Raw genomic sequence first — 23,040 nt, 5'->3', positions numbered from 1 at the left:
CCGCGGATACGAACCCTCGGCGCGCCCCTTCGGGTGGCCGGGCGTGTGATTGGGAGCACAAGGCGACCTTTGGGTCTTGTATTGGAAACGGAAAGATGGTGAAGTTGAGATTCAGTCGCTTTGGCTTTCAAACACCAACCACTTTCATTCCAGGAGATGCGCCATGAAGCGCCTCGGCATCGCTCTGTCCGCGTTCCTCGCCGGAACCGCCCTGGGGGCCCAGGTCCCCGATCCCGCCCCCAAGGCCTGCCGCCCCCTCTTCAGCACGTCCGCGGGGCTCACGGACCCGGGCATCGTGGAACTGGAGCTGGGGGCCCAGCGGATCTCCAACCGGGACGGATCGGAGGACCGGTTCGTGCCGACCCAGCTGAACGTCGGGATCAACTCCTGGTTCGACCTCCGCCTCGGCTGGAGCGGACCGGCGCTGCGGAAGGACTCCCAGGGCGAACAGAAGGCGGGCGGCAGCGACCCGGTGTTCGGCGGCCAGGCCCTGTTCCTCAGCCAGGCCAGGTCCGGCGTGGACCTGGGCCTCGCCCACTGGCACAAGCTGCCCCGGGCCAGCGTGGCCAAGGGGATCGGCACCGGCAGGCACGACGACACCCTGCTCGTCACGGCCTCCCGCACCCAGGGCCGCTGGGCCCTGGACCTGAACGCGGGCGCCAACTGGATCGGGCGCAGGTCGGGCGAAGGGCGGGTCCGGCAGGCGGTCGTCTCCCTCGCCGTCACCTACGCCGCGACCTCCGAATGGAACCTCACCCTGGACACCTACGCCCTGGCGGGGACGGAGCTGGGGCCCCAGGCGCTCAGCAGCGTACTGGCGGTCAGGCGCGACCTGACGCCCAGCCTCTGCGTGGACTGCGGGGTGGAAGTGGGCCACACCCAGGGCGCGCCACGCCTGTCGCTGAACGCGGGCCTGGTCTGGCGCATGGGCAGGATTTTCTGAAGAGGATGACGTGATGGAGGTTGCAGCGATGGAACGCTTGAGCGGGTACCGGGTCGGCCAGCGGGGCCGGGTGGGCAGGGTGGAAGGGGAGGAGGCCGTCCAGAGGCGGCTGCTCGAGATGGGCTTCATCCGGGGCGAGGAGGTGCGCGTGGAAAAGCTCGCCCCCCTGGGCGACCCCATGGAACTGGTGATCAAGGGCTACCACCTCTCCCTCCGCCGGGACGAGTGCGCCTGCATCCTCATGGAAAAGGAGTAGTGGCATGGCGATCGTGGCCCTCGCGGGCAACCCCAACTGCGGCAAGACGTCGCTCTTCAATGCGCTCACGGGCGCCCGTCACCACGTGGGCAACTGGCCCGGGGTCACGGTGGAAAAGCGCAGCGGCACCTTCGACGAGGCCGGGCTGGCCATCGAGGCGGTGGACCTGCCCGGCACCTACTCCCTGTCCGCCCGCAGCGAGGACGAGCGCATCGCCTCCAGCTTCCTGGCCAACCCGGCGGTGGACGTCATCCTCAATGTGCTGGACGCCTCCAACCTGGAGCGCAACCTCTACCTGACCACCCAGCTCCTGGAACTGAAGAAGCCCATGGTGTTCGCCCTGAACATGATGGACGAGCTCACGGGCAGGGGCACGCAGGTCGACCTGGAGGTCCTGGCCGCGCTGCTGGGCGGGCCCGTGATCGCCACCGTGGGCAACCGGGGCGAGGGCATCGCGGAGCTGAAGGCCGCCCTCCACAAGGTGGCCACGGGCCAGGACCCCTCCCTGGATCCCAGCCTCTGGCCCCCCCGGGTCACCTACGGGGAGGACATCGAATGCGAAGTGCGCCGCCTGGCCGAGGAGGTGCGCCGGGATGAGAAGCTCACCGGCGACCTGCCCGCGCGTTGGCTGGCCCTCCGGCTCCTGGAGGGAACCCGGGACGGCCTCGAGCAGGCCCGGGCCAGCCATGCCAGCCAGGCCATCCAGCAGCAGCTGGACGCCAGCCGGCGCTTCCTGGAAGGCCACCTGGGCGCCGACTGCGCCACCCTCCTGGCCGAGCGGCGCTTCGGCTTCGCACGGGGGCTGATGAAGGAGGTCCTCACCACGACGGACGGCGGGAGCCGCACCCCCACGGACCGCATCGACGCCGTGCTCACCAACCGGTTCCTGGGCATCCCCATCTTCCTCGGGCTGATGGTGGCGATGTACACCCTCACCTTCGTGGTGGGCAAGATCCCCCAGGACTGGATCGCGGGCGGTTTCGCCTGGCTCCACGACGCCGCCGCCGCGCGGCTCCCGGCCGGCGAGCTCACCAGCCTCCTGGTGGACGGGGTCATCCCCGGCGTCGGTTCGGTGGTGGTCTTCCTCCCGGTGATCATGATCCTCATGGGCTGCGTGTCCTTCCTGGAGGACACCGGCTACATGGCCCGGGCGGCCTTCGTCATGGACCGGCTCATGCACCTCATGGGCCTGCACGGCAAGAGCTTCATCCCCTTGATCATGGGCATGGGCTGCAACGCCCCGGCCATCCAGGCCACCCGGACCATCGAGGCCCGCAGCGACCGCTTCATCACCATCCTGGTCTCCCCGCTCATCTCCTGTTCGGCCCGGCTTCCGGTCTACATCCTCCTGGCCGGGGCCTTCTTCAGTCCCTTCCACGGAGCCCTGGCCGTGGTGGCCATGCACCTGCTGGGCTTCGTGCTGGCGATCGTGGCGGGCAAGGCCCTGCGCATGAGCCTGTTCCGCAACGAGAACACGCCCTTCGTCATGGAGCTGCCCCCCTACCGCCTGCCGGTGCTGCGCACGACCCTCCTGCACATGTGGGAGAAGGGCTCGGTGTTCCTCAAGAAGGCCGGCACCTTGATCTTCGCCGGAGCCACCCTGGTGTGGTTCCTCAGCAACTACCCCGGCATCACCAACCGGACCTGGGCCGCCGAGCTGCGCGCCCAGGAGCAGGCCGTCCAGGCCCTGCACCTGCCCGAAGCCCAGGAGAAGGAACAGCTCGAGGACCTGGCCTTCGCCCACCATGGCCGGATCATGAACTCCAGCCTCGCCGCCCGCTTCGGCCACGCCCTGCAGCCCGTGTTCCGCCCCATCCTCGACCCCGACCGCAGGCGCCCCGAAGCCTGGAAGGACGGCGTGGCCCTCACCGCCGGGTTCGTGGCCAAGGAGATCGTCGTGGGCACCATGGCCGTCGTCCACCAGGCCAAGGCCGAGGCCCCCGAGGGCCAGGAGGGCAGCCCCCTGCAGCAGACCCTGCGGGAGCGCTCCGGCCTGACCCCCCTGACCGCCCTGGCCTTCATGATCTTCACCCTCGTCTACACGCCCTGCCTGGGAACCGTGGGCATGATCCTCAAGGAGACCCGCAGCTGGCGCTGGACCGGGTTCAGCGTCGGCTACGGGCTGGTCCTGGCCTGGCTGCTGAGCTGGGGCACCGTGGTGGCGGGCCGGGCCCTGGGGTTCGCATGAGCGCGCAGGCCCTGGGGGTGCTCCTCGTCACCGCGCTGGCTGTCCTGCTGCTCGCCAGGAAGGCCAGGCGCAGGGGATGCTGCGGGGAAGCCTGCGCCTGCGGGAAGAAGCAGGGCCGCCGGAGCCTGTGATGGGAACCTCCCCGCCCGGAAGGGACGCCGGCCGGCCTCCGTGTATCCTGGTGGGGATGGTCACGCCCTTTGGAACGCCCCGGCACCCTGCGCAGGTGAACGCGCCATGAGACGCTGGGCGGCGATCCTCCTCCTGTGCCTGGCGTCCTTCTACCTGGGCGCCACGAGCCTGGACCCCTGCGCCGGGGGGAGCGGCGACGACTGCGCCCCGGTGTGCCACATCTCCTGTCCCGACGGCTGCGCCTCCGTCCCGGGGCCGGAAATCCCCGCTCCGCAGGTCCCCGATCCCCTGCCCCGTCCCAGCTACGAGGCCGAGCGGGCCCTGGACCTGGTGAGCCAGGTCGTCGAACCCGAGAAGACGCCGCCCCGGTCCTGAACGATCCGACGCCTGAACCTGCGGCAGGGCTTCGCCCTGGCCGCGCCGTCCCATCGAACCGACCGAGGTCTCCATGCGAAAGCTGATCTTCGGGGTGATGCCCTGCCTGCTCCTGGCGCAGGCGCCGCCCCTCTCCTACCACGACATCCTCCCGCGGGCCCGGACCAGTCCCGGCCAGCTCCGGACCGAAGCCCTCCTCGCCGAGCGGGGCCGGGCCCTGGCCGGCACCCGCGGCTTCCTGCGCGAAGGGCCGGTCCTCGGCCTCTCCGCCGGGCCCCGCACGGGTCCCGGGGTCCCGTCCACCACCGACCGGACCGTGGACCTGGACCTGCCGCTCTTCCTTTCGCCCGGCCTCCGGAGCCGCCTGGAGGCGTCCCTCGGGCAGGCCGATCCCGCCCTCCGCGGCGCCGCCCGCGCCGAGGCGCGGTTCCAGCTGCGCCAGGCCTACCTGGACGCGTGGCTGGCCCAGGAGGTCCAGCGGCTCCGGGAAGCGGACCTCGCCACCGTGCGGGCGTGGTCCAAGGCCGCCCGGGCCCGCCTGGAGGCCGGCGCGGACCCGGCGTTCCAGGTGAACCTGGTCGAAGGCGAGGCGCTCCGCGCCCAGGCCGAGCTGGACGAGGCCGGACGCCAGCGGCTGAACGCGTGGGCCGTGCTCCGGTCCCTGGCCGAGGTGCCCCCCGTGCCCGCCGTGCTCGCGGCTCCCGGGGAGGTGCTCGCGCCCTCCGCGGACGGCCTGCAGGCCCGGTTCGAGGCCAGCGCCCTGCGCCGGGCCCTCCAGGCCCGCCTGGACCTGGAGGAGCAGGCCCTTCGGCTCCAGGAGGCCATCGCCACCAGCCGGTGGAGCCTCCGCGGCAGCTACGGCAGGGAGGGCGAGGAACGCGTCGGCAAGGTGGGCTTCGCCTACCGGTTCCCCCGCCCCGGCGAAACCCGCGCCGTGCGGCGGGAGACGGAGGCCGCCTTCCAGGCAACCCGGCAGGAGCTGACCCTGGCCCTCCTGGAGCTGGATGCGCGTTTCCAGTCCGCCCTGGCCCGGCTCCAGACCGCCGCGCCGCCCCTGCCCTTCACGGCCTTCGAGGCCTCCCTCGACGCCGTCAGCCTCCGGCTCAGCGAAGGCAGGGAACGGCCTTCCGAGGCCCTTCCCATCCGCCGGCAGCTGCTGGAGGCGAAGGCCGCCTCCTTCCGCCGGCTCCATGCCGCCCACCTGCTGACTGCCGAAGTCCAGGCCCTCACCGACGGGGTGAACCCATGAACCAGGTTTTTCGCTTTTCCATGCTGTCCCTCGCCCTGGTGGCCGCAGCCGCCTGCGGCCGAAAGGCCGCGGGGCCGGCGGAGGCCCACGGCCCGGAGGCCGCCCCGGGCGAAGAGCACCGGCACCTCCCGCTGAAGGACGTCCGGGGCCTGCGCTTCCTCGTCGTTCCCGAACCCAAGGCCGAGGGGGCGTGGTATCCCGCGGAGGCCATCGGCGACGAGTCCGCCCAGGCCATCCTAAGCAGCCCGGTGAAGGGCATCGTCGCGGCCATCCAGGTCCCCCCCGGCCAGCGCGTGGCCGCGGGCGCCGGGCTGTTCACCCTCCAGAGCCCGGAACTGGCCCGCCTGAAAGCGGACTGGCTGTCCGCCCGGGCCAGGCGCGACCGGGCCGAAAGCGAACGGGCCCGGGAACAGCGCCTCTACGATGCCCAGGCCGGCTCCCGGCGCGAGCTGGAAGCCGCCGGTAGCGAGGCGGCCACCGCCAGGGCCGACGAGGAAGCCGCCCGCCTGGCCCTGGAGGCCAGGGGCTTGAGCCCGGAAAGCGCAGGCGCCGTGATGCTCGTGAAGGCGCCGCAGGCGGGCGCGGTCACCGCCTACAAGATCCAGCCCGGCCAGGGCGTGGAGGCCGGCCAGGAACTGGGCAGCTTCCAGGCCGCCGCGGCGGCCATCGTCCGCCTGGAGCTGCCCCTCCCGGCTCCCGAGAACTGGCGGACCGGCGCCGTGACCGAGGCCCGCAAGGGCGACGGCCAGCGCTGGAAGGCGCGCCTGGAGGGCACGCCCATGACCCTCACAGCCGACACCCGCCGCCTCAGCTACCGCCTGCGCCTGCAGGGCGGCCCGCTCCCGATCCCCGGCACGCCGCTGGAGGTCCACGTGCCCCTGGCCAGGACGGTCGTTCTGCCCCAGAGCGCATTGCAGCAGGTGGAAGGCACCTGGGGCGTCTTCGTCAAGGTGGGGGAGGAGGCGGAATTCCGCCCCGTGCGCCGGGGCGCCGAACTGGGCACCGACGTGATGGTGCTCGACGGGGTGAAACCCGGCGAGACCGTGGTGGGCGAAGGCGCCTACCTTCTGAAATCCCTCCAGATCAAGCGCAAGAGCGGAGGGGAGGACCATGACCACTGAGCCCGGCGATTCCGCAAACGTCTATACCCCCCAGCACCGGACCCTGATCCGGCGCTGGTTCGATTGGATGCTTCCCCGCAAGGGGTGGGTCTTCGCGCTGGCCCTGGTGTGGGGGGTCGCGGGGCTGGCCACCTTCGCGACGCTCAAGCGCGATCTCTTCCCCGATCTCACCCTCCCCAGCCTCAACCTGCTCATCCAGAGCCCGGGGCGGGCCGCCACGGAGCTGGAGCTGACCGTCGCCCAGCCCGTGGAGCAGGCCCTGGGCGGGCTCCCGGGCGTCAAGCGCGTGGTGAGCACGGTGCAGGCCGAGGTCGTCCAGACCGTGGTGGCCTTCGAGGGCGGCACCGACCCCTGGCGGGCCCGCCAGCTCGTGGCCGAGCGCCTCGCGGGCGTCACCGGCGAATTCCCCGAAGGCACCCGGGCCCCCATCGTATCCAGCGCCGCCGGACGCCTGCAGGAGATCATGGAGCTCGTGCTGGAAGGACCCTCGACCGATCCCATGAAGCTGCGGGACCACACGGAGAAGGTCCTCATCCCCAGGCTCCAGGCGGTTCCCGGCGTGGCCCGGGTGGAACGCCTGGGCGGCGAGGAGCGCCAGCTCCAGGTCGTCGTCCAGCCCGAGCGCATGCGCCTCCAGGGCGTGAGCCTCGCCCAGATCCTGGAAGCCCTGGACGGCACGGCCCAGGACAGCGCCGCCGGGGTGATGGAGATCCAGGACAAGGGGTGGTTCATCACCGTGGGCAGCCTCGCGGCCCAGCCCGAGGCCGTGAAGAAGCTCCGCCTGAAGACCTCCCGGGGGACGATCCTCCTGGGCGATGTGGCCGAAGTGCGGGAGGGCGCCGGCTTCCGGCGCGGCCTCGCCCGGCACCAGGGCCACGAGGACGTGAGCCTGCGGGTCGTGCGCCAGCCCACGGCCGAGACCCTGGACGTGTCCCGGGAGACGCGCAAGGCCCTGGACGAGCTCCGCCAGAGCCTCCCCGAGGGCATGGAACTGACCCTCATGTACGACCAGGGGGGACTCGTCACCCACGCCCTGAACGGCGTGACCCTGGCCCTCCTGCTGGGGGGGCTCTTCGTGGCGCTGGTGCTCGTGCTCCTCCTGGGGAACCTGAGGGCCGCCCTGATCGTCATCGCCGTGCTCCCCCTGGCGACCCTCGGCGCGGCGATCCCCCTGCGCGCGGCGGGCATGGGCCTCAACGCCATGACCCTGGGCGGGCTGGCCATCGCCGTGGGGCTCCTGGTCGACGCCGCCGTGATCATGGTGGAGAACCTCGCCCACCGGCTGCACGAGCACCGGGAGCACCTGGAGCCCCGGAGGGTGGCCCTGACCCGGGCCGCCGCCGAAGTGGGCGTCCCCATCCTCACCGCGGTGCTCGTCATCCTGGCGGTCTTCATCCCGCTGCTGGCCATCGGGGGCCTCGCGGGCAGGCTCTACGCGCCCCTGGCCGTGGCCATCGCCACCGCGATGACCCTCAGCCTGGTGCTGAGCTTCACCCTCGTCCCGGCGCTCGTGGAGCGGTTCCTGCCGCCGGGTTCCATGCTCGAGGAGCCCCGGCCCGTCAGGGCCGTCAAGGCCCTCTACCGGCCGTGCCTGGACTGGGCCATGAAGCACGGAGTGCTGGTGCAGGCCGCGTTCCTGGGACTGACCCTCCCGAGCCTGTGGCTGGCCTTCAGCCTGGGGAGCAACTTCCTGCCCACCCTGGACGAAGGCGCCCTCCTCCTGAACAGCATCCTGCCCGCGGAAACGAGCCTGGCCGCCGTGGACGAGGCCAACTTCCAGCTGGAGCGGAAACTGGTCAAGCTCCCCGGCGTGGCCTCCGTCTATCGCCGCACCGGGCGGTCGGAACTCACCGAGGACCCCATGCCCCACACGATCTCCGACGTGCTGGTGGTGCTCGACGGGTCCCGGCGGACCCCGGAGGTGCAGAAGGAGGTCGCGGAACTGGCCGAGGACCTGCCCTACCCGGTGGAGCTCACCACGCCCATGCAGATGCGCATCGCCGAAGGCATCGGGGGCACGCCCGCGGATATCCAGGTCAAGCTCTTCCATCCGGACCTGGGCGCCCTCCAGGCCCGGCTCGCCTCCCTCCAGGAGGCCCTGGCCAAGGTGCCGGGGGTGGCCTCGGTCACGCCCGAGGGCGCCGGCTCCCTGCCCAAGTGGACCGTGGTGCCGGACGAGGATGCCCTGCGCCGCCTGGACGTGCCCCGGCCCCTGATCGCGAAGACCCTGAAGGCCGCCCTGCAAGGGCTCGACACCGCGCCCCGCTTCGACGGCCCCCAGCGCATCGAGCGCATCGTCCGCTTCCCGGACGACGGCCGCACCAGCCCCGAGACCCTCAAGCGCCTGCCCCTGGTGCTCGAGGACGGCCGCGTGGTGGAGCTGGGCCAGGTCGCCCGTTTCGAGGAGGCCAGCACGCCCAGCCTGATCCGCCGGGAGGCGGCGCAGCGGCGCCTCGCCTTGAACGTCCGCACCACGGGCGACCTGGGCGGCACCGCGGACCGCCTCGAGAAGGCCATCCGGGCCATCGACCTGCCCAAGGGCACCGTCGTCAAGCTCGGCGGCAAGATCGAGGACGCCCGCGAGACCCAGAAGCGCCTCCTGACCGCCATCGGGGCCGCCCTGGCGCTGGTGGTCGGCCTCCTCTACCTCGCCCTCGGGCGGTGGCGGGAAGTCCTCGTGGTCGTGGTCACCCTGCCCAACGCCTTCGCCGGCGGCCTCCTCGCGCTCTGGCTCGCGGGAGAGACCTGGAACATCAGTTCCATCGTGGGCGTGATCGGGCTCTTCGGCGTCGCCGTGCAGAACAGCCTCGTGCTGATCTCGCAGGCCAGGCACCTGGTGGACGCCGGGATGCCCTTCCAGGAGGCCCTCAGGGAAGCCAGCGTCGGCCGCGTGCGCCCCAAGCTCATGACGGCCGGGAGCGCGATCCTCGGCCTCATGCCCATGCTGCTCGGCATCGGCGGCAGCGAACTGGAGCGTCCCCTGGCCATCGTCATGGTGGGCGGGCTCGTCACGAGCACGCTGTTCACCCTGCTGGCGCTGCCCAGCTTCTATGCCTGGGTGGGCGGGCCGAAGGAGAGGGGGGAAGCCGCGTCCTAGGCGGCGTGGGGTCCCCGGCCCGCCGGGGCCGGGGACTCCGCGTGCCCGGTTCGCGGCGCCGGCCTTCAGCGCCCGGAAAGGACGAACGCCCCGATATCCACCATCCGGTTCGCCCCGTCCAGGCGGATGGTGGTGGGGCGGGGTTGCCCGCAAGCGAGGCCCGCAACCCGGTCCCATGTCATGGTCCTGTCGCGATCCTGTGAAGATCGGGTCAAGGCTGCCCCGGAGACGGCGGGGCTTCACCTGCCCTTGGGCCGCGGCTCATCCATGCGCGACGGGAGCGCCAGGACGCCCCACGTCTCCAGGCGGGACCGGGCCCAGGCGCTCCACCCGCCCGGAACCCCCGCCCCGGCCTCCGTGTGCCGTGCGCCATGGACGACGGTGAGGTCCGGGATGCTGGAGGCGATGGCCCGCACGCCCTCCAGGGGCGTGATGTCATCCGCGTCTCCGGCCAGCAGCGCGATGGGGGTCCTGAGGTGCCGGGAGGCGTTCAGGGGCGAAACGTCGGCGGGGCGGAAATGCGCCAGCCTCCCCGCCTTCGCGAGGGCAAGGCCCTCCCCGGGCCGCATGAGCCATTCGGCCGCCCCCAGGGTGCCCCGCAGATGGTTCCGGCCGGCCTCCTGGAGGGACTCGAACGGGGATTCCAGCAGGGCGCCTCCCAGGGGGCCTTCCGCTTCCAGCCGTTCCAGGGCCATGAGCCCCACCCCCGCGCCCTGGCTGGTTCCGACCAGGACGATCCGGTTCCGCTGCATCCCCTGGGACGCGAGGTGGCGAACCACCGCCGCGGCGTCCTCCCGTTCCCACCCCCCCAGCGTGGAGGGCGTGCCCGGCTCCAGGTCCCGGTTGCGAAACGTGAAGGTCACCGCGTCCAGCTCCGGCAGGTCCCGGAGCCGGGAGGCCCCGCCCCAGGCGTCGTCCCCGAACCCGTGCAGGAGGACGGCGACACCCGTGGCTCCAGGGCGGTGCAGGCGCCAGACGACGAGGGCCCGGCCTTCGCCCCCGGACACGACTTCCGAGGTCCAGGCGCAACCCGGCGGGCACAGCCCAGCCCGGATCGTGCTCCGCTCGGCTTCGGTCCGGGCCGGCATCGGGGCATCCAGGAGCATCGGCGGCAGGAGGGCCCAACCCACCACCAGGTTCAGGAGGATGACCCCCGCGGGGACCGAGATGCCGAACGCAAGGAGGAGGCGTTTCATGTACAGGGTTACGCGTGGGCCCGGAGGCCGCCTTAGTTCGATTCGGCCCGCCGGTTTGCGTGCTATGGTCGTCAGCATTGGAAGCGACCCCGCCCCCGTGCCGGCCTCTCCCCGCTTCGGGTCCCTCATCCGCAGAATCCCGTGCCTCACACCCCTTCCATCCAGTCGCCGCGACCTCGACCTGAACGCAGGTGGAAGCTGCGATCGGCAGGCGCCCCGAGGCCGAGGATCCAGCTCGCCGTGGCGCTGGTCCTCGGAGCCTTCCTCTACCTCTCCGTCCTGACGCTGCTCCGCTCGGCACCCGTCCGGCTTGCCCTCCGCGAACGGGTCGTCGCAGCACTCGCCGCCCGGCTCCCAGGCGCCCGCCTGGAGGGAAGGGTCTACGTCGATGCAGCGTTCCGGCTCGTGATGGGACCGGTCGTGGTCGGTCCACCCGGCGAAGGGACAGCGCTCCTCGTGGTCGACCGAATCACCGTCCGGCCCCGGCTGTGGCGCCTCGTCATCGGTCACCTGGAAGCCGGGTCGGTCACCCTGCACGGCATGCATGTCCACGCGGGCCGCCATGGGGAGCGACTCGCCGACCTCACGCGCGCCCTCCACCCGGGCAGGGCGCGAGCGGCCGGCTCCGGGCCGGGACACGATGCGCCAGCCCTGCCCGAGATCGCCTTCTCCGGGCTGGAGGTGGGTTTCGAGGGTTCGCCGTCCGGGCAGCGGCCCGTGGTCCTGGGCCCGCTGGGCGGACGCATCCGGCTGGATCGTCTCGGGGAGCGCACCCAGGCCTCCCTTGCGGCCGAGGGGCCAGGGCGATCCAGGGGCGCCATGGAGGCCGCATGGGGCGGCGGACCCGGCGCGCTGCACCTCCGCCTCCAGGGGCTGGGCGCCGAGGCGCTCCCGGAAGGCCTGCGCGCCGAGCTTCCGTTCGGGATCCGGGCCGGGGCGGTCGACCTCTCCTTCGAGGCGCCGCACCTCGAGACGCTGACCCTTGGCGAGGGCAGGCTCACGATTTCCACGCGCAACCTCGCGGTGTTCGCGGAACGCCTCGCCCCCGAGCCCGTGGGCCCGGTTTCGGTCCGCCTTGAGGGACGCCTGCGCTGGGACGCCGCCGCGGGGACCGGGGCCCTGGTGGACGCGACCCTGGCCCTGGACGACGCGGGACGGGCCGCCCTGAAGGTCGCGCTTTCGGTCGCCGCGCGCCCCGAGCCCCGCTTCGAGCTCGCGCTTCGCGCGACCTCGGTGGACTGGACGGCCCTCGCCGCGTCCCTGCCCCCGGCGCTCGCACCCCCGCGCGGGGCTCCAGGTCTCACGGGAGCGCTCGCCGGCGCGCTCACGATCGCAGGACCGCTTCACCAACCGTCCGAATGGCGGATCGACGGCGAGGTGGATCCGAGCCGCCTCGCCCCGGCACCGGCCAACGGCGGGCCCGACCTGACGCGCCCCTTCGTCTACGATGCGATCCTCGCGCGGGGCGGCAGGCGTCAGGTGACCATCGGCCCCGAGAACCCCGCGTTCGTGCCGCTGGGCGAGCTTCCCAGCCTCCTCGTGCGCGCCGTGCTTGAGAGCGAGGACGCCGGCTTCTACGGGCACAAGGGGTTCGACCTTTCCGAAATCCAGGAGGCCCTGTCCAATGGAGGCCGGCTGCGCGGCGCATCCACCCTCACCCAGCAGCTCGCCAAGAACCTCTTCCTGTCGCGGGACCGCACCTTCTCGCGCAAGGTCCGCGAGGCGCTCGCCACCGTCGCCCTTGAGGTGGCGGTGGGAAAGCGCCGGATCCTCGAGATCTATCTCAACCTTGCGGAGTGGGGCGAGGGCGTGAACGGCATCGGCGAGGCGGCCCGGCACTGGTTCGGCAAGGATGCCCGCGCCCTGAGCCCCAAGGAGGCCGCCATGCTCGCGACCGTGATCCCGAACCCCGTGCGTTATGAGATGTACCGAAGGCGGGGCGCGCTCACGCCCGCCTGGGAGGCGCGGGTGGCCGACCTCCTCGCCAAGCTCCACACCACCGGAGCGCTCGACGACGAAGGCCTGCGCGCGGCGGAGGCGGAGACGCTCACCTTCGCGTCCAGTCCGCGGGGGGCGTGGTCCAGGAGCGCGCCTGCCGGCCCCTGACCCCGGGACCTTCAGCCCTCCTCAAAGGGGAAGCGCCAGAGGGCGAGGAGGCCGAACAGGGCCGCAAAACCCAGCAGAACGGCCATGGGGCCCACCGCCGCGCCGAACCCGAGGCCGCGCCAGGTCATGGCGTCGAGGCCATCCACGGCCCAGCGGGTCGGCACCAGCAGCGTCGCCCTCTGCAGCCAGGCTGGAAAGACGAAGGAGGGGACCCAGGCGCCCCCCAGCATCACCATGATCAGCGTCCCGAAGATGGCCAGGCCCCGGGCGGCCTCCGGTGTGCGGCCCAGGGCCGCGATGAGCAGGCCGAAGGTGGCGGTCATGAGCGCGAAGGCGACGGTGACGCCCAGGAACCCCGCGAAGCTGCCCTGGATCCGCACCCCGAAGAGCAGCCGGGCCGCGGCGAAGATCACCAGCATGATGCCTGTGGCCAGAATGGCCGCGCTGAGGGCCCGGGCCAGGAGGATGCCCCGCCGCCCCAGGGGCGCGGCCCGGAGTCGCTGCCAGGTGCCGCTGCGGCGCAGGACCAGCAGGGCCACGCCCGCGTCGATGCCCATGAACAGGATGAACTGCACCCCCATGCCGCCGAAGCTGTGGGCGTAGCCGTTGTAGGCGATGCCCCTGCCGGCGGTGACCGGTTCCTCCTTCAGGGTGTAGGGCAGGCTGAGACCTCCACTGCGCTGGTTTCCGGGCGCCTCGGACTGCTTGGCGTTCCAGCGGTCCACGCTGCGAAGCAGATCCTGGAGGGGCGCCTTGTCCGCGGCGCTGACGCCGGACGTGTCCAGACCGGCAAGGGACCGCTTCACGGCGGCCCGGCCCGTATCCCCGGTGAACATCTCCCGGCTCACCACTTCCATGGCCGCCTGGGTCAGGAGCCCTCGCACGAGGCCCATCTCCATGCCGTGGGAAGGGTCGTAGAACACCGTCACCTCGGGTTTCCCGAGGCTGCTGAAGAAGGCGTTGGCGGCCGAGTCCCCGAAGCCCCTGGGCAGCAGCACCGCTGCCGTGGCCTTTCCCTTCCTGACCGATTCACGGGCCTGGGCTTCGGTTTCAGGGCGGACCGAGAGCAGCTTGTCCTCCGCCAGCCTGGCACCCACGGCGCGGCTGAGGGCGCTGCCGTCGAGGTCCACGAGGGCGACGGGGATCTTGGCGGTATCGTTCCTGCCGTCCCCGCTGAACAGGAAGCCGAAGAAGGCCCCGATGGCGATGGGCGCCGCCAGGCTGAGGATCAGCGCGCGGCGGTCTCCCAGGAACAACTTCAGATCCTTGCGGACGAGGGCCGTGAGTGCGGTGAGGTTCATGCGTCCCTCATGGTGCGGCCCGTGAGGGCGAGGAAGACGGTTTCCAGATCAGGCCGCTCCGTGTGGGCATGGGCGATGGCGATCCCGCGTGCCGTCAGCCATCCCAGGGCCGCAGCGGACCCGGGCCCCAGTTCCGCCAGTCCGAGGGTGAGCACCTCCGCCTCCAGCCGGGCCGAGACGATGCCCGGGAGCGTCGCCAGTTCATCCGCCCAGGCCCCTGGGGGCGGATCCTCCACTTCAAGCCTGAGGACGTTGCGCAGGGGAAGCCGCCGGGTGAGGCCCGCCACCGTGTCGTCGGCGATGACTTCGCCATGATCCACGATCACGATGCGGTCGCAGAGGCGTTCGGCCTCCTCCATGTAGTGGGTGGTGTACAGGAGGGTCTTGCCGCGGGCCTTGAGGGTCTCCAGGCCCTCGAAGATCGCGTTCCGGCTCTGGGGATCCACGCCCACGGTGGGCTCGTCCAGGATGATCAGATCCGGATCGTGCAGGAGCGCCGCGGCGAGGTTCAGCCGCCGCTTCATGCCGCCGCTGAAGGTCTTCACCTTGTCCTTCGCCCGGTCAGCCAGCCCCGTGAAGGCCAGGGTTTCCGCGGCGGCGCCCTCCAGCGCCGCCCCCTGGAGCCCGTACAGCGCACCGAACAGGAACAGGTTCTCCCGGGCGCTGAGATCCTCGAACAGCGCGAGATCCTGGGGCACCAGCCCGATGCGGGCCTTGAGCGGGTCCGTATCGCCGGCGAGGCTCCGGCCATCCAGTTTCACCTCGCCCGAATCGGGGGTGATCAAGCCCGCGATCATGGAGACCGTGGTGGTCTTGCCGGCGCCATTGGGGCCCAGCAGTCCGAGGGTTTCCCCCGCGCGTATGGCAAAGGAGATGCCCTTCACCGCCTGGCGGGCGCCATAGCTTTTCCGGACACCGTGAAGTTCGAGCATGGACGCCTCCCAACCCCGGGCTCGGCCCCAGGGCCGCGAGATGCCGCAGTTTACCCAATCCCTTGTCCAAGTCGACCTTTCGGATGAAGAACGGCCCGGGACAGGGGGTGCTCAGGGATCGGCTCCTTCAAGCTCTCCTCCCGTGGAGGTGCAGGGTGAAGCGTCCAATGGGGATCAATTTGCGATGAGGGTGCCGGTGGTAATGGAGATGGGCGTGGTGGCGATGGCGTTGGCGGGTGCGTTGAGGATGATGGCCTTGCCCGAGGTCAGGGTGACATTGGGGGGGTTGAGAAGCGGCACCTTGCTCTTGAGGTCGAGGGCCACGCTTGCCAGTACGGTGCTGGCGAGGACACTGGCAGCGGGCGTGGTCCCCTTTTGATAGACCCCAGCCTGGAGGGTACCGCCGCTGACCAGGCTCTTGACGATGGTGTTGCTGAAGATGCCGCTCTTGACCCTTTCAGGATCTTCAGGATCGACCAGGGTCCAGGTCACCTTGGTCTCGTCGGCAGTGAGGTAGAAACCCACACCGCTGACCTCTCCGGAGGGACCGAGGAGATCCAGGACGAGATGGCTGGGAGTGGATTTGGACCCGTTTCTCACCAGCATGTAGGCGCCGGAGGCGGGATTGGTGTAGGTGAGGGTGTCAGCGATGGTCTTGGCGGGTGGCGCGGGCGCGCTGCTGCCCCCGCCACCGCCGCCGCAGGCGAGAATGACGCCGAGGCCGAGGGCCGAGAGAAGGGGCAAGGTGATCTTGAATGGACGCGTCATGGGTCTACCCTCAAAGGCCGGCCAGGAACAGGGCAAGCTCGGTTTCGTCCACGTTGCCATCGCCATTGAGGTCCGCGGCAGCGTTCCAGTTCGGACTGGCAGGCGTCGAACCCCAGGCGCGCGCGAAGATGGCCAAGTCCAGGACATCGATAAGGCCATCTCCGGTGAGATCACGGGTCCTGACGGTTACCGTTGCGCTGTCGCTCTTGGTGCCGTCGGCCTGGCTAACGGCCGTGATCGTGGTCGTGCCAGGCGAGCCGGTTGCCGCATAGGTGATGGAACCGGGAGCGCCCGCAGACAGGGTGCCTTCGCCGGAGGTGATGGACCAGGTGACGCCTGTGTTGGCCGTGCCGGTCACACCTGCCCTGAGGATGACCTGGCCGTTTGTAACCACGGTCGCGGTCTTGGGTTCTACGGTCACGGTTATCACCGGGGCGGCAAGCACGGTCAGGGTGGCGCTGCTGCTGCTGGTGGCGGCCGAGGTCCCACTCAGGCTATTCGTCACCCGGCAGGCGTAGTCGCCTGCGTCCGTGGGCTGGACACTGGAGATGGTGAAGGTCGCGGAAAAGGCTCCACCGATGCTGCTCCCGTCCTTCGTCCATTGGTAGGAAAGGGTGCCCGACCCGGTAGCCGCCACCGTGAACGTCACTGCTCCGCCCACCGCAAGGGTCTGGCTGACGGGCTGGGTCGTGAGGGTCGGTCCGGCATTGACGGTGAGGGTGGCGCTGCCGCTGGTGGCGCTGGTCGTGGTCCCGTTCAGGGAGTTCGTCACTACGCATGTGTAGATGCCTGCATCCGGGACCTGGACACTGGGGATGGAGAAGGTGGCCGAGGTGCCTCCACGGATATCCGTTCCATTCTTCAGCCACTGGAAGGAGAGGGTGCCTGAACCGGTTGCTTCCACCGTGAAGGTTGCGGCGCCACCCACCGCCAAGGTACGGCTGGCGGGCTGAGACGTGAGGGCCGGTCCGGCATTGACGGAGAGAACAGCGCTGACGCTGTTGGTGCTGGCCGCGGTCCCCCCCAGGGTGTTCGTCACCACGCAGGCGTAGATGCCTGCATCGGAAACCTGGCCACTGGCGATTGAATAGGTGGTTGAGGTGGCTCCAACGATAGTCGAACCGTCCTTCGTCCACTGATAGGTAAGGGTGCCTGACCCGGATGCCGCCAACGTGAAGGTCGCGGTGCCGCCCAGCGCCAAGGTCTGGCTTGTGGGCTGCGTCGTGATGACGGGAGGCGCGAGTACCGTCAAGGTGGCAGGACTGGAGGTGGCAAGGGCCGTCGTCCCGCCCAGGGTGTTCGTCACCACACAGGCATAGATCCCCGCATCCGAGGCCTGGACCCCGGCTTTGGAGTAGGTTGCTGAAGTGGCTCCAGCGATCGTGGTTCCACCCTTCGTCCACTGATAGGAAAGGGTTCCCGACCCGGTCGCCGCCACCGTGAAGGTGGCCGTCCCGTTCACCGGCAGGGTCTGGCTGGCGGGCTGGGTCGTGAGGGTTGGCCCGGCATTGACGGTCAGAGTGGCACTGCTGCTGGTGGTGCTCGCCGTTGTCCCGTTCAGGGAGCTCGTCACCACGCAGGCGTAGATGCCTTCATCCGGGACCTGGACACTGGCGATGAAATAGATGGCTGAAGTGGCTCCAAGGACCGTCGAACCGTCCTTCGTCCACTGATAGGCGAGGGTGCCTGACCCGGTTGCCGCCAACGTGAGGGTCGCGGTGCCGCCCAGGGTCAGGGCCTGGCTTGTGGGCTGCGTCGTGATGACGGGAGGCGCGATTACCGTCAAGGTGGCTGGACTGGAGGTCGTACGGGCCGTGGTCCCGCCCAGGGTGTTCGTCACCACACAGGCATAGATCCCCGCATCCGAGGCCTGGACCCCGGCTTTGGAGTAGGTTGCTGAAGTGGCTCCAGCGATCGTGGTTCCACCCTTCGTCCACTGATAGGAAAGGGTTCCCGAACCGGTCGCCGCCACCGTGAAGGAGGCCGTCCCGTTCACCAGAAGGGTCTGGCTGGCAGGCTGGGTCGTGAGGGTTGGTCCGGCATTGACGGTCAGAGTGGCACTGCTGCTGGTGGTGCTCGCCGTTGTCCCGTTCAGGGAACTCGTCACCACGCAGGCGTAGATGCCTCCATCCGGGACCTGGATACTGGCGATGGAATAGATGGCTGAAGTGGCTCCAACGACCGTCGAACCGTCCTTCGTCCACTGATAGGCGAGGGTGCCTGACCCGGTTGCCGCCAGCGTGAGGGTCGCGGTTCCGCCCAGGGCCAGGGTCTGGCTTGTGGGCTGCGTCGTGATGACGGGAGGCGCGATTATCGTCAAGGTGGCTGGACTGGAGGTCGTACGGGCCGTGGTCCCGCCCAGGGTGTTCGTCACCACACAGGCATAGACCCCCGCGTCCGAGGCCTGGACACCGGCTTTGGAGTAGGATGCTGAAGTGGCTCCAGCGATCGTGGTTCCACCCTTCGTCCACTGGTAGGAAAGGGTTCCCGACCCGGTCGCCGCCACCGTGAAGGTGGCCGTCCCGTTCACCGGCAGGGTCTGGCTGGCGGGCTGGGTCGTGAGGGTTGGTCCGGCGTTGACGGTCAGAGTGGCACTGCTGCTGGTGGTGCTCGCCGTTGTCCCGTTCAGGGAGTTCGTCACCACGCAGGCGTAGATGCCTGCATCCGAGACCTGGACGCTGGTGGTGGCGCACGTGGCGGAGGTGGCTCCACTGATATTCGTTCCACCTTTCAGCCACTGGTAGGAGAGGGTCCCTGATCCGGTCGCTGCCACCGTGAAGGCCGCAGCGTCGCCCACCGCCCGGGTCAGGCTGGCTGGCTGGGTGGTTATGCTGGGAGGAGCGTTGACCGTAAAATCGGCAGCACTTGAGCCAGTCCCCCCCGGCGTCGTTACCGAGATCCTCCCCGTCGTCGAGCCTGCCGGGACCGTGGTGGTGATGGAAGTATCGGATACCACGCTGAAGCTAGCAGAAGTTCCGTTGAATCTTACGGTTGTGGCACCCGTGAACTGGGATCCAGTCAAGGTCACCGAAGCTCCGATCCGGCCAACCGCTGGACTGAAGGAAGCAATCGCAGGAGTTGAGGCGACCGTCAACGAAGCGGAACTGGTGCTGGTCCCGCCGGGCGTCGTGACGGTGATCCTTCCCGAAAGGGCGCCTGGAGGCACGGTGGCGGTGATGGAGGTATCCGAGGCCACGTTGAAGGTGGCTGGGATGCCATTGAACTTCACATAGGTGGCATACCGGAGCGCCGTTCCGGCAAGGGTCACTGGGCTCCCGACGGCAGCCGTTGCCGGAGAAAATCCAGCAAGGGCGGGTGCTGCAGGCGCGACCTGGACTCTGGCCAGGACGGATGAGTTCTGGGCATCCCGATTGATCATGGGCCAGTCGTTGAGGGACGCGTTGAACGCCCCCCCCGCACGAAGCACGGTGGCGGCACCCTGGCGTATCCAACCGCTGATGTCTCCCCCTTCCACGGTTGGATAGGTGACAGCGATCTCGGCGAATCCCTCCTTCTTGAAATCGCCCACGGCAAGGAGGGCACCGTCGATTGTTGGCTGATTCCCGGCCGCTCCCAGCGTATTCCAGGACCTCGCGATCGAACCATCCGGCCGATAGGCCACTACGGAGGGGGACCAGTAGTAGCTTCCTTCGAACATGGAGGGGCTTGTGCCGGCAGAGAAGGCTTGGGTCAACCGTTCATCGGAACCATTCCCCTGGGTTCGGAGGGATCCGGCACCAGGCACCAGATCGGGAGGACGATCCGATGCGGAATAGAGCCTGGGGTTGGACAACCATTTGATCGGGTTCCGTTGCGGGAGGATGATCTCCTGGATGCCATCTCCATCGATGTCTGCGAGGATCGCGGAACTCCGCAGTCCATCGGTCATGAGGAGCGGCCATGCGCTGGAGTAGGTGGTTCCGTCCGCGTTGAAAAGATAGATCCGGAGACCCGTCGTAACAACGATCTGTTCATGCCCTGTATGGGCAAGGTCTCCGATGGCGGCGGCAAATGCAAAGCCGACATTCCCGTTATCGATCGCCTGGGGCCATCCGGGGCGTTCCTGGCCATCCGGCTGAAAGACATGAACCACATTCCCGGAATCGATCATCACGGTTTCCAGCTTGCCGTTGTGATCGAGGTCCGCGAGGGCCAGGGCCGTCGGGCGACCGGTGAACACGGGAACGGCCCAGGGAATCGATGCGCCATCCAGGGCGAAGAGGCCCAAGGTATAGGTCGTCGAAGAGAGGCCTTCGGCAATCACGAATTCCTTGAAGCCATCCCCGTTGACATCACCCACCAGGACCCGGGGCACGCCATCGGTTCCGTACCTGATGTCCTGGTGCTGATCGGGAATGGATCCCGGCAGGTGCGGAAAGGGGGTGGAGCCATCGCCACGCCAGGCGTACAGCGAGGCCGTCCCCGCTGACCTGTCGCACCCCACGGCGACGATATCCAGAGGGGCCTCCGCCCCCTCGAGATTCGCCATGATGGGCGTTCCCGTCCAGTAATTGATGGAACCGTCGGCCGGCTTCGGCAGGAGCGCGAGGTGGGAATTGTCCCGCCGATAGGAAATCAGGAGGTTTGAGTCGGAGGTGAACACCACATCTTCACTTCCCGTTCCGGTCACGTCCCCGGCACAAGGATTGTTGTTGTTCCCGCCTCCGGCGAACCCGAGGGAACTCATCAAACTGCCATCCGGCGTAAACCTCAGGAACTGGCCGGTGGGAAAGAGCCCCGTGACGGGAGCGACCAGCGCAAGGGTGGTGTCTCCCCCGGAGGACTTCACCGGGACCAGCCCCCGGTGCCAGGAACTGCTCTGGCTTAAGGCCCGGGGCCAATTTTGAGACAGCAGGTCGGGCTCCAGGTACACAAGCGTCGAGGCGCTGCTGGTGTATCCGGAATTGACCACGGATACGCGGATCGTGTAGTAGTCCGCCTGGGCAATCGCCGCAGTGTTCCAGATGCCGAGGGTTCCGTTGGTTATGGGTGCAGCGCCGGATCCCGCCAGGGTCATCCCTGTCGTGGTCCACCCAATGCTGGGGTAGATGCCTTTGGCCCATTCGATCCTGAAGGCCTGGAAGGATGGTCCTACGGCACTCCCCGAAATGGCCATTTGGGCCCCGGGCTTCCATTCCTGGGCAAGCACAGGCACGGACGGATTCGGTGGACCTGTGATGGCGATATAGGAAACTTCCAGTTGGAGGCGTTCACTGAAGGCCTGCCCGGAGGCATTGAAGGCGGTGAGCCGGATGACATAGGTGCCATCAGGAAGAAGGAGGTAGCCGGGATCGAACGTACCCAGGGTTCCGTTCGCGACTGCCGAAGACCTGTAGGCGAACTGGGTCCAGGAAACCGGCGAAATGCCCGGGCCGTATTCCAGGACATAGTGGTGGAACGCGGTCCCCTGGGCGATTCCGGAGAGGGTGATGGGACCGTTGACGTGGGTTTGTCCCGCTGGTGATGTGAAATGGGCCTGGAGTGCATCCGTGAACGCAAGGGCGGCAGTGGCATCGACGAGCCCCGCCCCTTGTACGGGGTAGAACCCCAATCCGTCAATGTTGGCTGAAGCGCGAAGCGTCTGCCTGAGGCTCTCGATGGGGAAATCGGGCCGCTGGGAAAGGAGGAGGGCCGCCAGGCCCGACACGTGGGGTGCGGCCATGCTGGTGCCGTCCAGCCGGACGTAGCCTTGGGCATAATTCGGGTAGCCTGAGGCAACGACTGGACCAAGGGTGGTCCCTGAAGCCTGGAGTGACAATATGCCGACGCCGGGTGCTGCAACATCAACCTTTGTCCCATAGTTCGACCAGGACACCCAGTTCATGTTCGCATTGGGAGGCGGGGACGCCGCGACGGTGATGGCCTCGGGTGAATTGGCCGGAAATACGCCCCAGGCATCCACTCCGTTATTCCCCGCTGCAGCGACGAACACCACGCCCACGCTGTAGGCGAACTGGATCGCCTCCTCCAGGGCCTGATCCGAACCCAGGCCAGCGAAGGAAGCATTTATAACATCTGCGCCGTTCTTGGCGGCATAAATGATGGCTGGCACCAGGCTGGCATCCGTTCCATTACCGGAATCATCAAGCCCTTTCAAGTTCATGATCTTCGCGTTATAGGCCACACCGATGACGCCGCTGCCGTTGTTTCCCATGGCAGCAATGGTTCCGGCCACATGGGTGCCATGCCCATGAAGGTCGAGCGGATTGTTGTCCTGGTTAATGAAATCCCAGCCGCGGAAATCATCGATGTATCCATTTCCGTCATCGTCCATCCCGTTCCCTGCGATCTCCCGGGGGTTCACCCACATGTTCGCGGCGATGTCGGGGTGCGTGTAGTCCACCCCCGTGTCGATCACGGCGACGACCATGCCGCTCCCAGTGGACGTGGCCCAGGCCGCAGGGGCCTTGATGGCCCAGAGTCCCCAGAGATCCTGGTAGGCCTGCCCCCAGGAGCCCGAAGAAGCCAGGAATGGATCATTGGGCAAGTCGGTGGTGGTCACCCCATGGTTCGGTTCTGCATATTCAACATTGGGATCGAGCTTGAGCCGCGCGATGATCGATTCCACGCTCTCCGAGGCGCCTTCCTCGACCTCCAGGACGTAGGTTCTGGAGACCTCCGGGGTCGCATGGGAACGGCTCAGGTGGCCGGTCCGCTTCGGGAACGCCTGCCGGAGATGCTCGGCGATCTGGGCGTCCGACCAGCCGGTCTTCCTGCGCTGGTGAATGAGGCCAGGATGAAGGGGTGACAGTTTCTTCGGGGAATACTTCGCCAGAAAGGCATGTGCTTCGGGGCTGCGAAGGCTCGCATGCGCGATCTCACGCCCCTGGTCCGGCAGCGCCGACTCCAGATCCTTGGCCAGGGGCGCCTTCACCTTCACAAGAATCAGGCGAGGCCTCGGAACGGTGAGAGGTTGCGGATCCGCAACCCCGGCCCAGGCGGATGTGCCAAGGGTGATCAGCAGCCACGCCTGGATTGCGGTTGACATGGAATGGAGCCGAAAGGCCATGCCCTTCCGGCGGGTCGGATGAATAGACACGGTTACCCCGAAGGCTTTGAATATTTTTTCCATGTTGAGGGTTCTTATATTTTGATCTTATGGTGAATCGCCCTGTCTGTGAATGATTGAATTAATAGTATTATTTAATTTTATTGCTGATTATTTCATACTATTCCAGTCTCGGCCCCGCATGGAAACGGTAATGGAAGGAAGAGTCTGCGTCCTTATTGGGTCGAGCTCACGCACCCTGCACCTCCCAGCGCCACCTTCACGTTGTCAGCGCGGGGGACGTTCTGGGAGCCATTTCGCCCTTATCCTTGGGTCTTGTCCTTCGGTCTTTGAGAAGGGACCCCGGCAAACGTTCAAAGTGACCCGG

The 23,040-nt window shown here is 68.7% G+C and carries 14 protein-coding genes; 9 read left to right on the top strand and 5 right to left on the bottom strand.

Features of this window, described 5'->3' with window-relative positions:
- Nucleotides 1–163: 163 nt before the first annotated feature.
- The 8 genes from ACZ5MC_RS03190 (at nucleotide 164) to ACZ5MC_RS03155 (ending at nucleotide 9,361) form a co-directional block, all read left to right on the top strand.
- Entirely contained in the window at nucleotides 164–943 is a 780-nt protein-coding gene (locus ACZ5MC_RS03190) for a transporter (RefSeq protein WP_306598863.1), read from the top strand.
- Between the two features lie 28 nt (nucleotides 944–971).
- Complete coding sequence (locus ACZ5MC_RS03185) at nucleotides 972–1,199, top strand: FeoA family protein (RefSeq protein WP_306598862.1); 228 nt, start codon at nucleotides 972–974, stop codon at nucleotides 1,197–1,199.
- 4 nt (nucleotides 1,200–1,203) lie between these two features.
- Nucleotides 1,204–3,387 (top strand): ferrous iron transport protein B, encoded by a 2,184-nt coding sequence (feoB, locus tag ACZ5MC_RS03180; RefSeq protein ID WP_464517026.1) that lies wholly within the window; start codon nucleotides 1,204–1,206, stop codon nucleotides 3,385–3,387.
- Nucleotides 3,384–3,518 carry a hypothetical protein gene (locus ACZ5MC_RS03175; protein WP_306598860.1) on the top strand — a complete coding sequence of 45 codons (135 nt, stop codon included), beginning with the start codon at nucleotides 3,384–3,386 and terminating at the stop codon, nucleotides 3,516–3,518. The genes feoB and ACZ5MC_RS03175 overlap by 4 nt, the downstream gene beginning before the upstream one ends.
- A 106-nt stretch (nucleotides 3,519–3,624) precedes the next feature.
- Nucleotides 3,625–3,894: a hypothetical protein gene (locus tag ACZ5MC_RS03170; RefSeq protein WP_306598859.1), complete on the top strand. Its 270-nt coding sequence runs from the start codon at nucleotides 3,625–3,627 to the stop codon at nucleotides 3,892–3,894.
- A 73-nt stretch (nucleotides 3,895–3,967) separates the two neighbouring features.
- Nucleotides 3,968–5,143: a TolC family protein gene (locus ACZ5MC_RS03165; protein WP_306598858.1), complete on the top strand. Its 1,176-nt coding sequence runs from the start codon at nucleotides 3,968–3,970 to the stop codon at nucleotides 5,141–5,143.
- Entirely contained in the window at nucleotides 5,140–6,264 is a 1,125-nt protein-coding gene (locus ACZ5MC_RS03160) for an efflux RND transporter periplasmic adaptor subunit (RefSeq protein ID WP_464517025.1), read from the top strand. Before ACZ5MC_RS03165 ends, ACZ5MC_RS03160 begins: the two co-directional genes overlap by 4 nt.
- On the top strand, nucleotides 6,254–9,361 hold the full coding sequence (locus ACZ5MC_RS03155; protein ID WP_464517024.1) for an efflux RND transporter permease subunit: 3,108 nt from the start codon (nucleotides 6,254–6,256) through the stop codon (nucleotides 9,359–9,361). The genes ACZ5MC_RS03160 and ACZ5MC_RS03155 overlap by 11 nt, the downstream gene beginning before the upstream one ends.
- Before the next feature lie 239 nt (nucleotides 9,362–9,600).
- Here ACZ5MC_RS03155 and ACZ5MC_RS03150 read toward each other — a convergent pair whose 3' ends face one another.
- Nucleotides 9,601–10,557 carry an alpha/beta hydrolase gene (locus ACZ5MC_RS03150; protein ID WP_464517023.1) on the bottom strand — a complete coding sequence of 319 codons (957 nt, stop codon included), beginning with the start codon at nucleotides 10,555–10,557 and terminating at the stop codon, nucleotides 9,601–9,603.
- A 240-nt stretch (nucleotides 10,558–10,797) separates the two neighbouring features.
- Here ACZ5MC_RS03150 and ACZ5MC_RS03145 point away from each other — a divergent pair, with 240 nt between their 5' ends.
- Nucleotides 10,798–12,663 carry a biosynthetic peptidoglycan transglycosylase gene (locus ACZ5MC_RS03145; RefSeq protein WP_306598854.1) on the top strand — a complete coding sequence of 622 codons (1,866 nt, stop codon included), beginning with the start codon at nucleotides 10,798–10,800 and terminating at the stop codon, nucleotides 12,661–12,663.
- 11 nt (nucleotides 12,664–12,674) lie between these two features.
- On the opposite strand, the gene ACZ5MC_RS03140 is transcribed toward ACZ5MC_RS03145, so the two are convergent.
- From ACZ5MC_RS03140 to ACZ5MC_RS03125, 4 genes are all read right to left on the bottom strand, one after another.
- Entirely contained in the window at nucleotides 12,675–13,964 is a 1,290-nt protein-coding gene (locus ACZ5MC_RS03140; RefSeq protein WP_464517022.1) for an ABC transporter permease, read from the bottom strand.
- Nucleotides 13,961–14,896: an ABC transporter ATP-binding protein gene (locus ACZ5MC_RS03135; RefSeq protein WP_306598852.1), complete on the bottom strand. Its 936-nt coding sequence runs from the start codon at nucleotides 14,894–14,896 to the stop codon at nucleotides 13,961–13,963. The genes ACZ5MC_RS03140 and ACZ5MC_RS03135 overlap by 4 nt, the downstream gene beginning before the upstream one ends.
- Nucleotides 14,897–15,070: 174 nt before the next feature.
- On the bottom strand, nucleotides 15,071–15,664 hold the full coding sequence (locus tag ACZ5MC_RS03130) for a hypothetical protein (RefSeq protein ID WP_306598851.1): 594 nt from the start codon (nucleotides 15,662–15,664) through the stop codon (nucleotides 15,071–15,073).
- 10 nt (nucleotides 15,665–15,674) lie between these two features.
- Complete coding sequence (locus tag ACZ5MC_RS03125) at nucleotides 15,675–22,736, bottom strand: immunoglobulin domain-containing protein (RefSeq protein ID WP_464517021.1); 7,062 nt, start codon at nucleotides 22,734–22,736, stop codon at nucleotides 15,675–15,677.
- Nucleotides 22,737–23,040 lie beyond the last annotated feature (304 nt).

This window comes from Mesoterricola sp. JemC181 (genome assembly GCF_055384585.1).
This window is presented reverse-complemented; position numbering and strand designations above follow the sequence as displayed.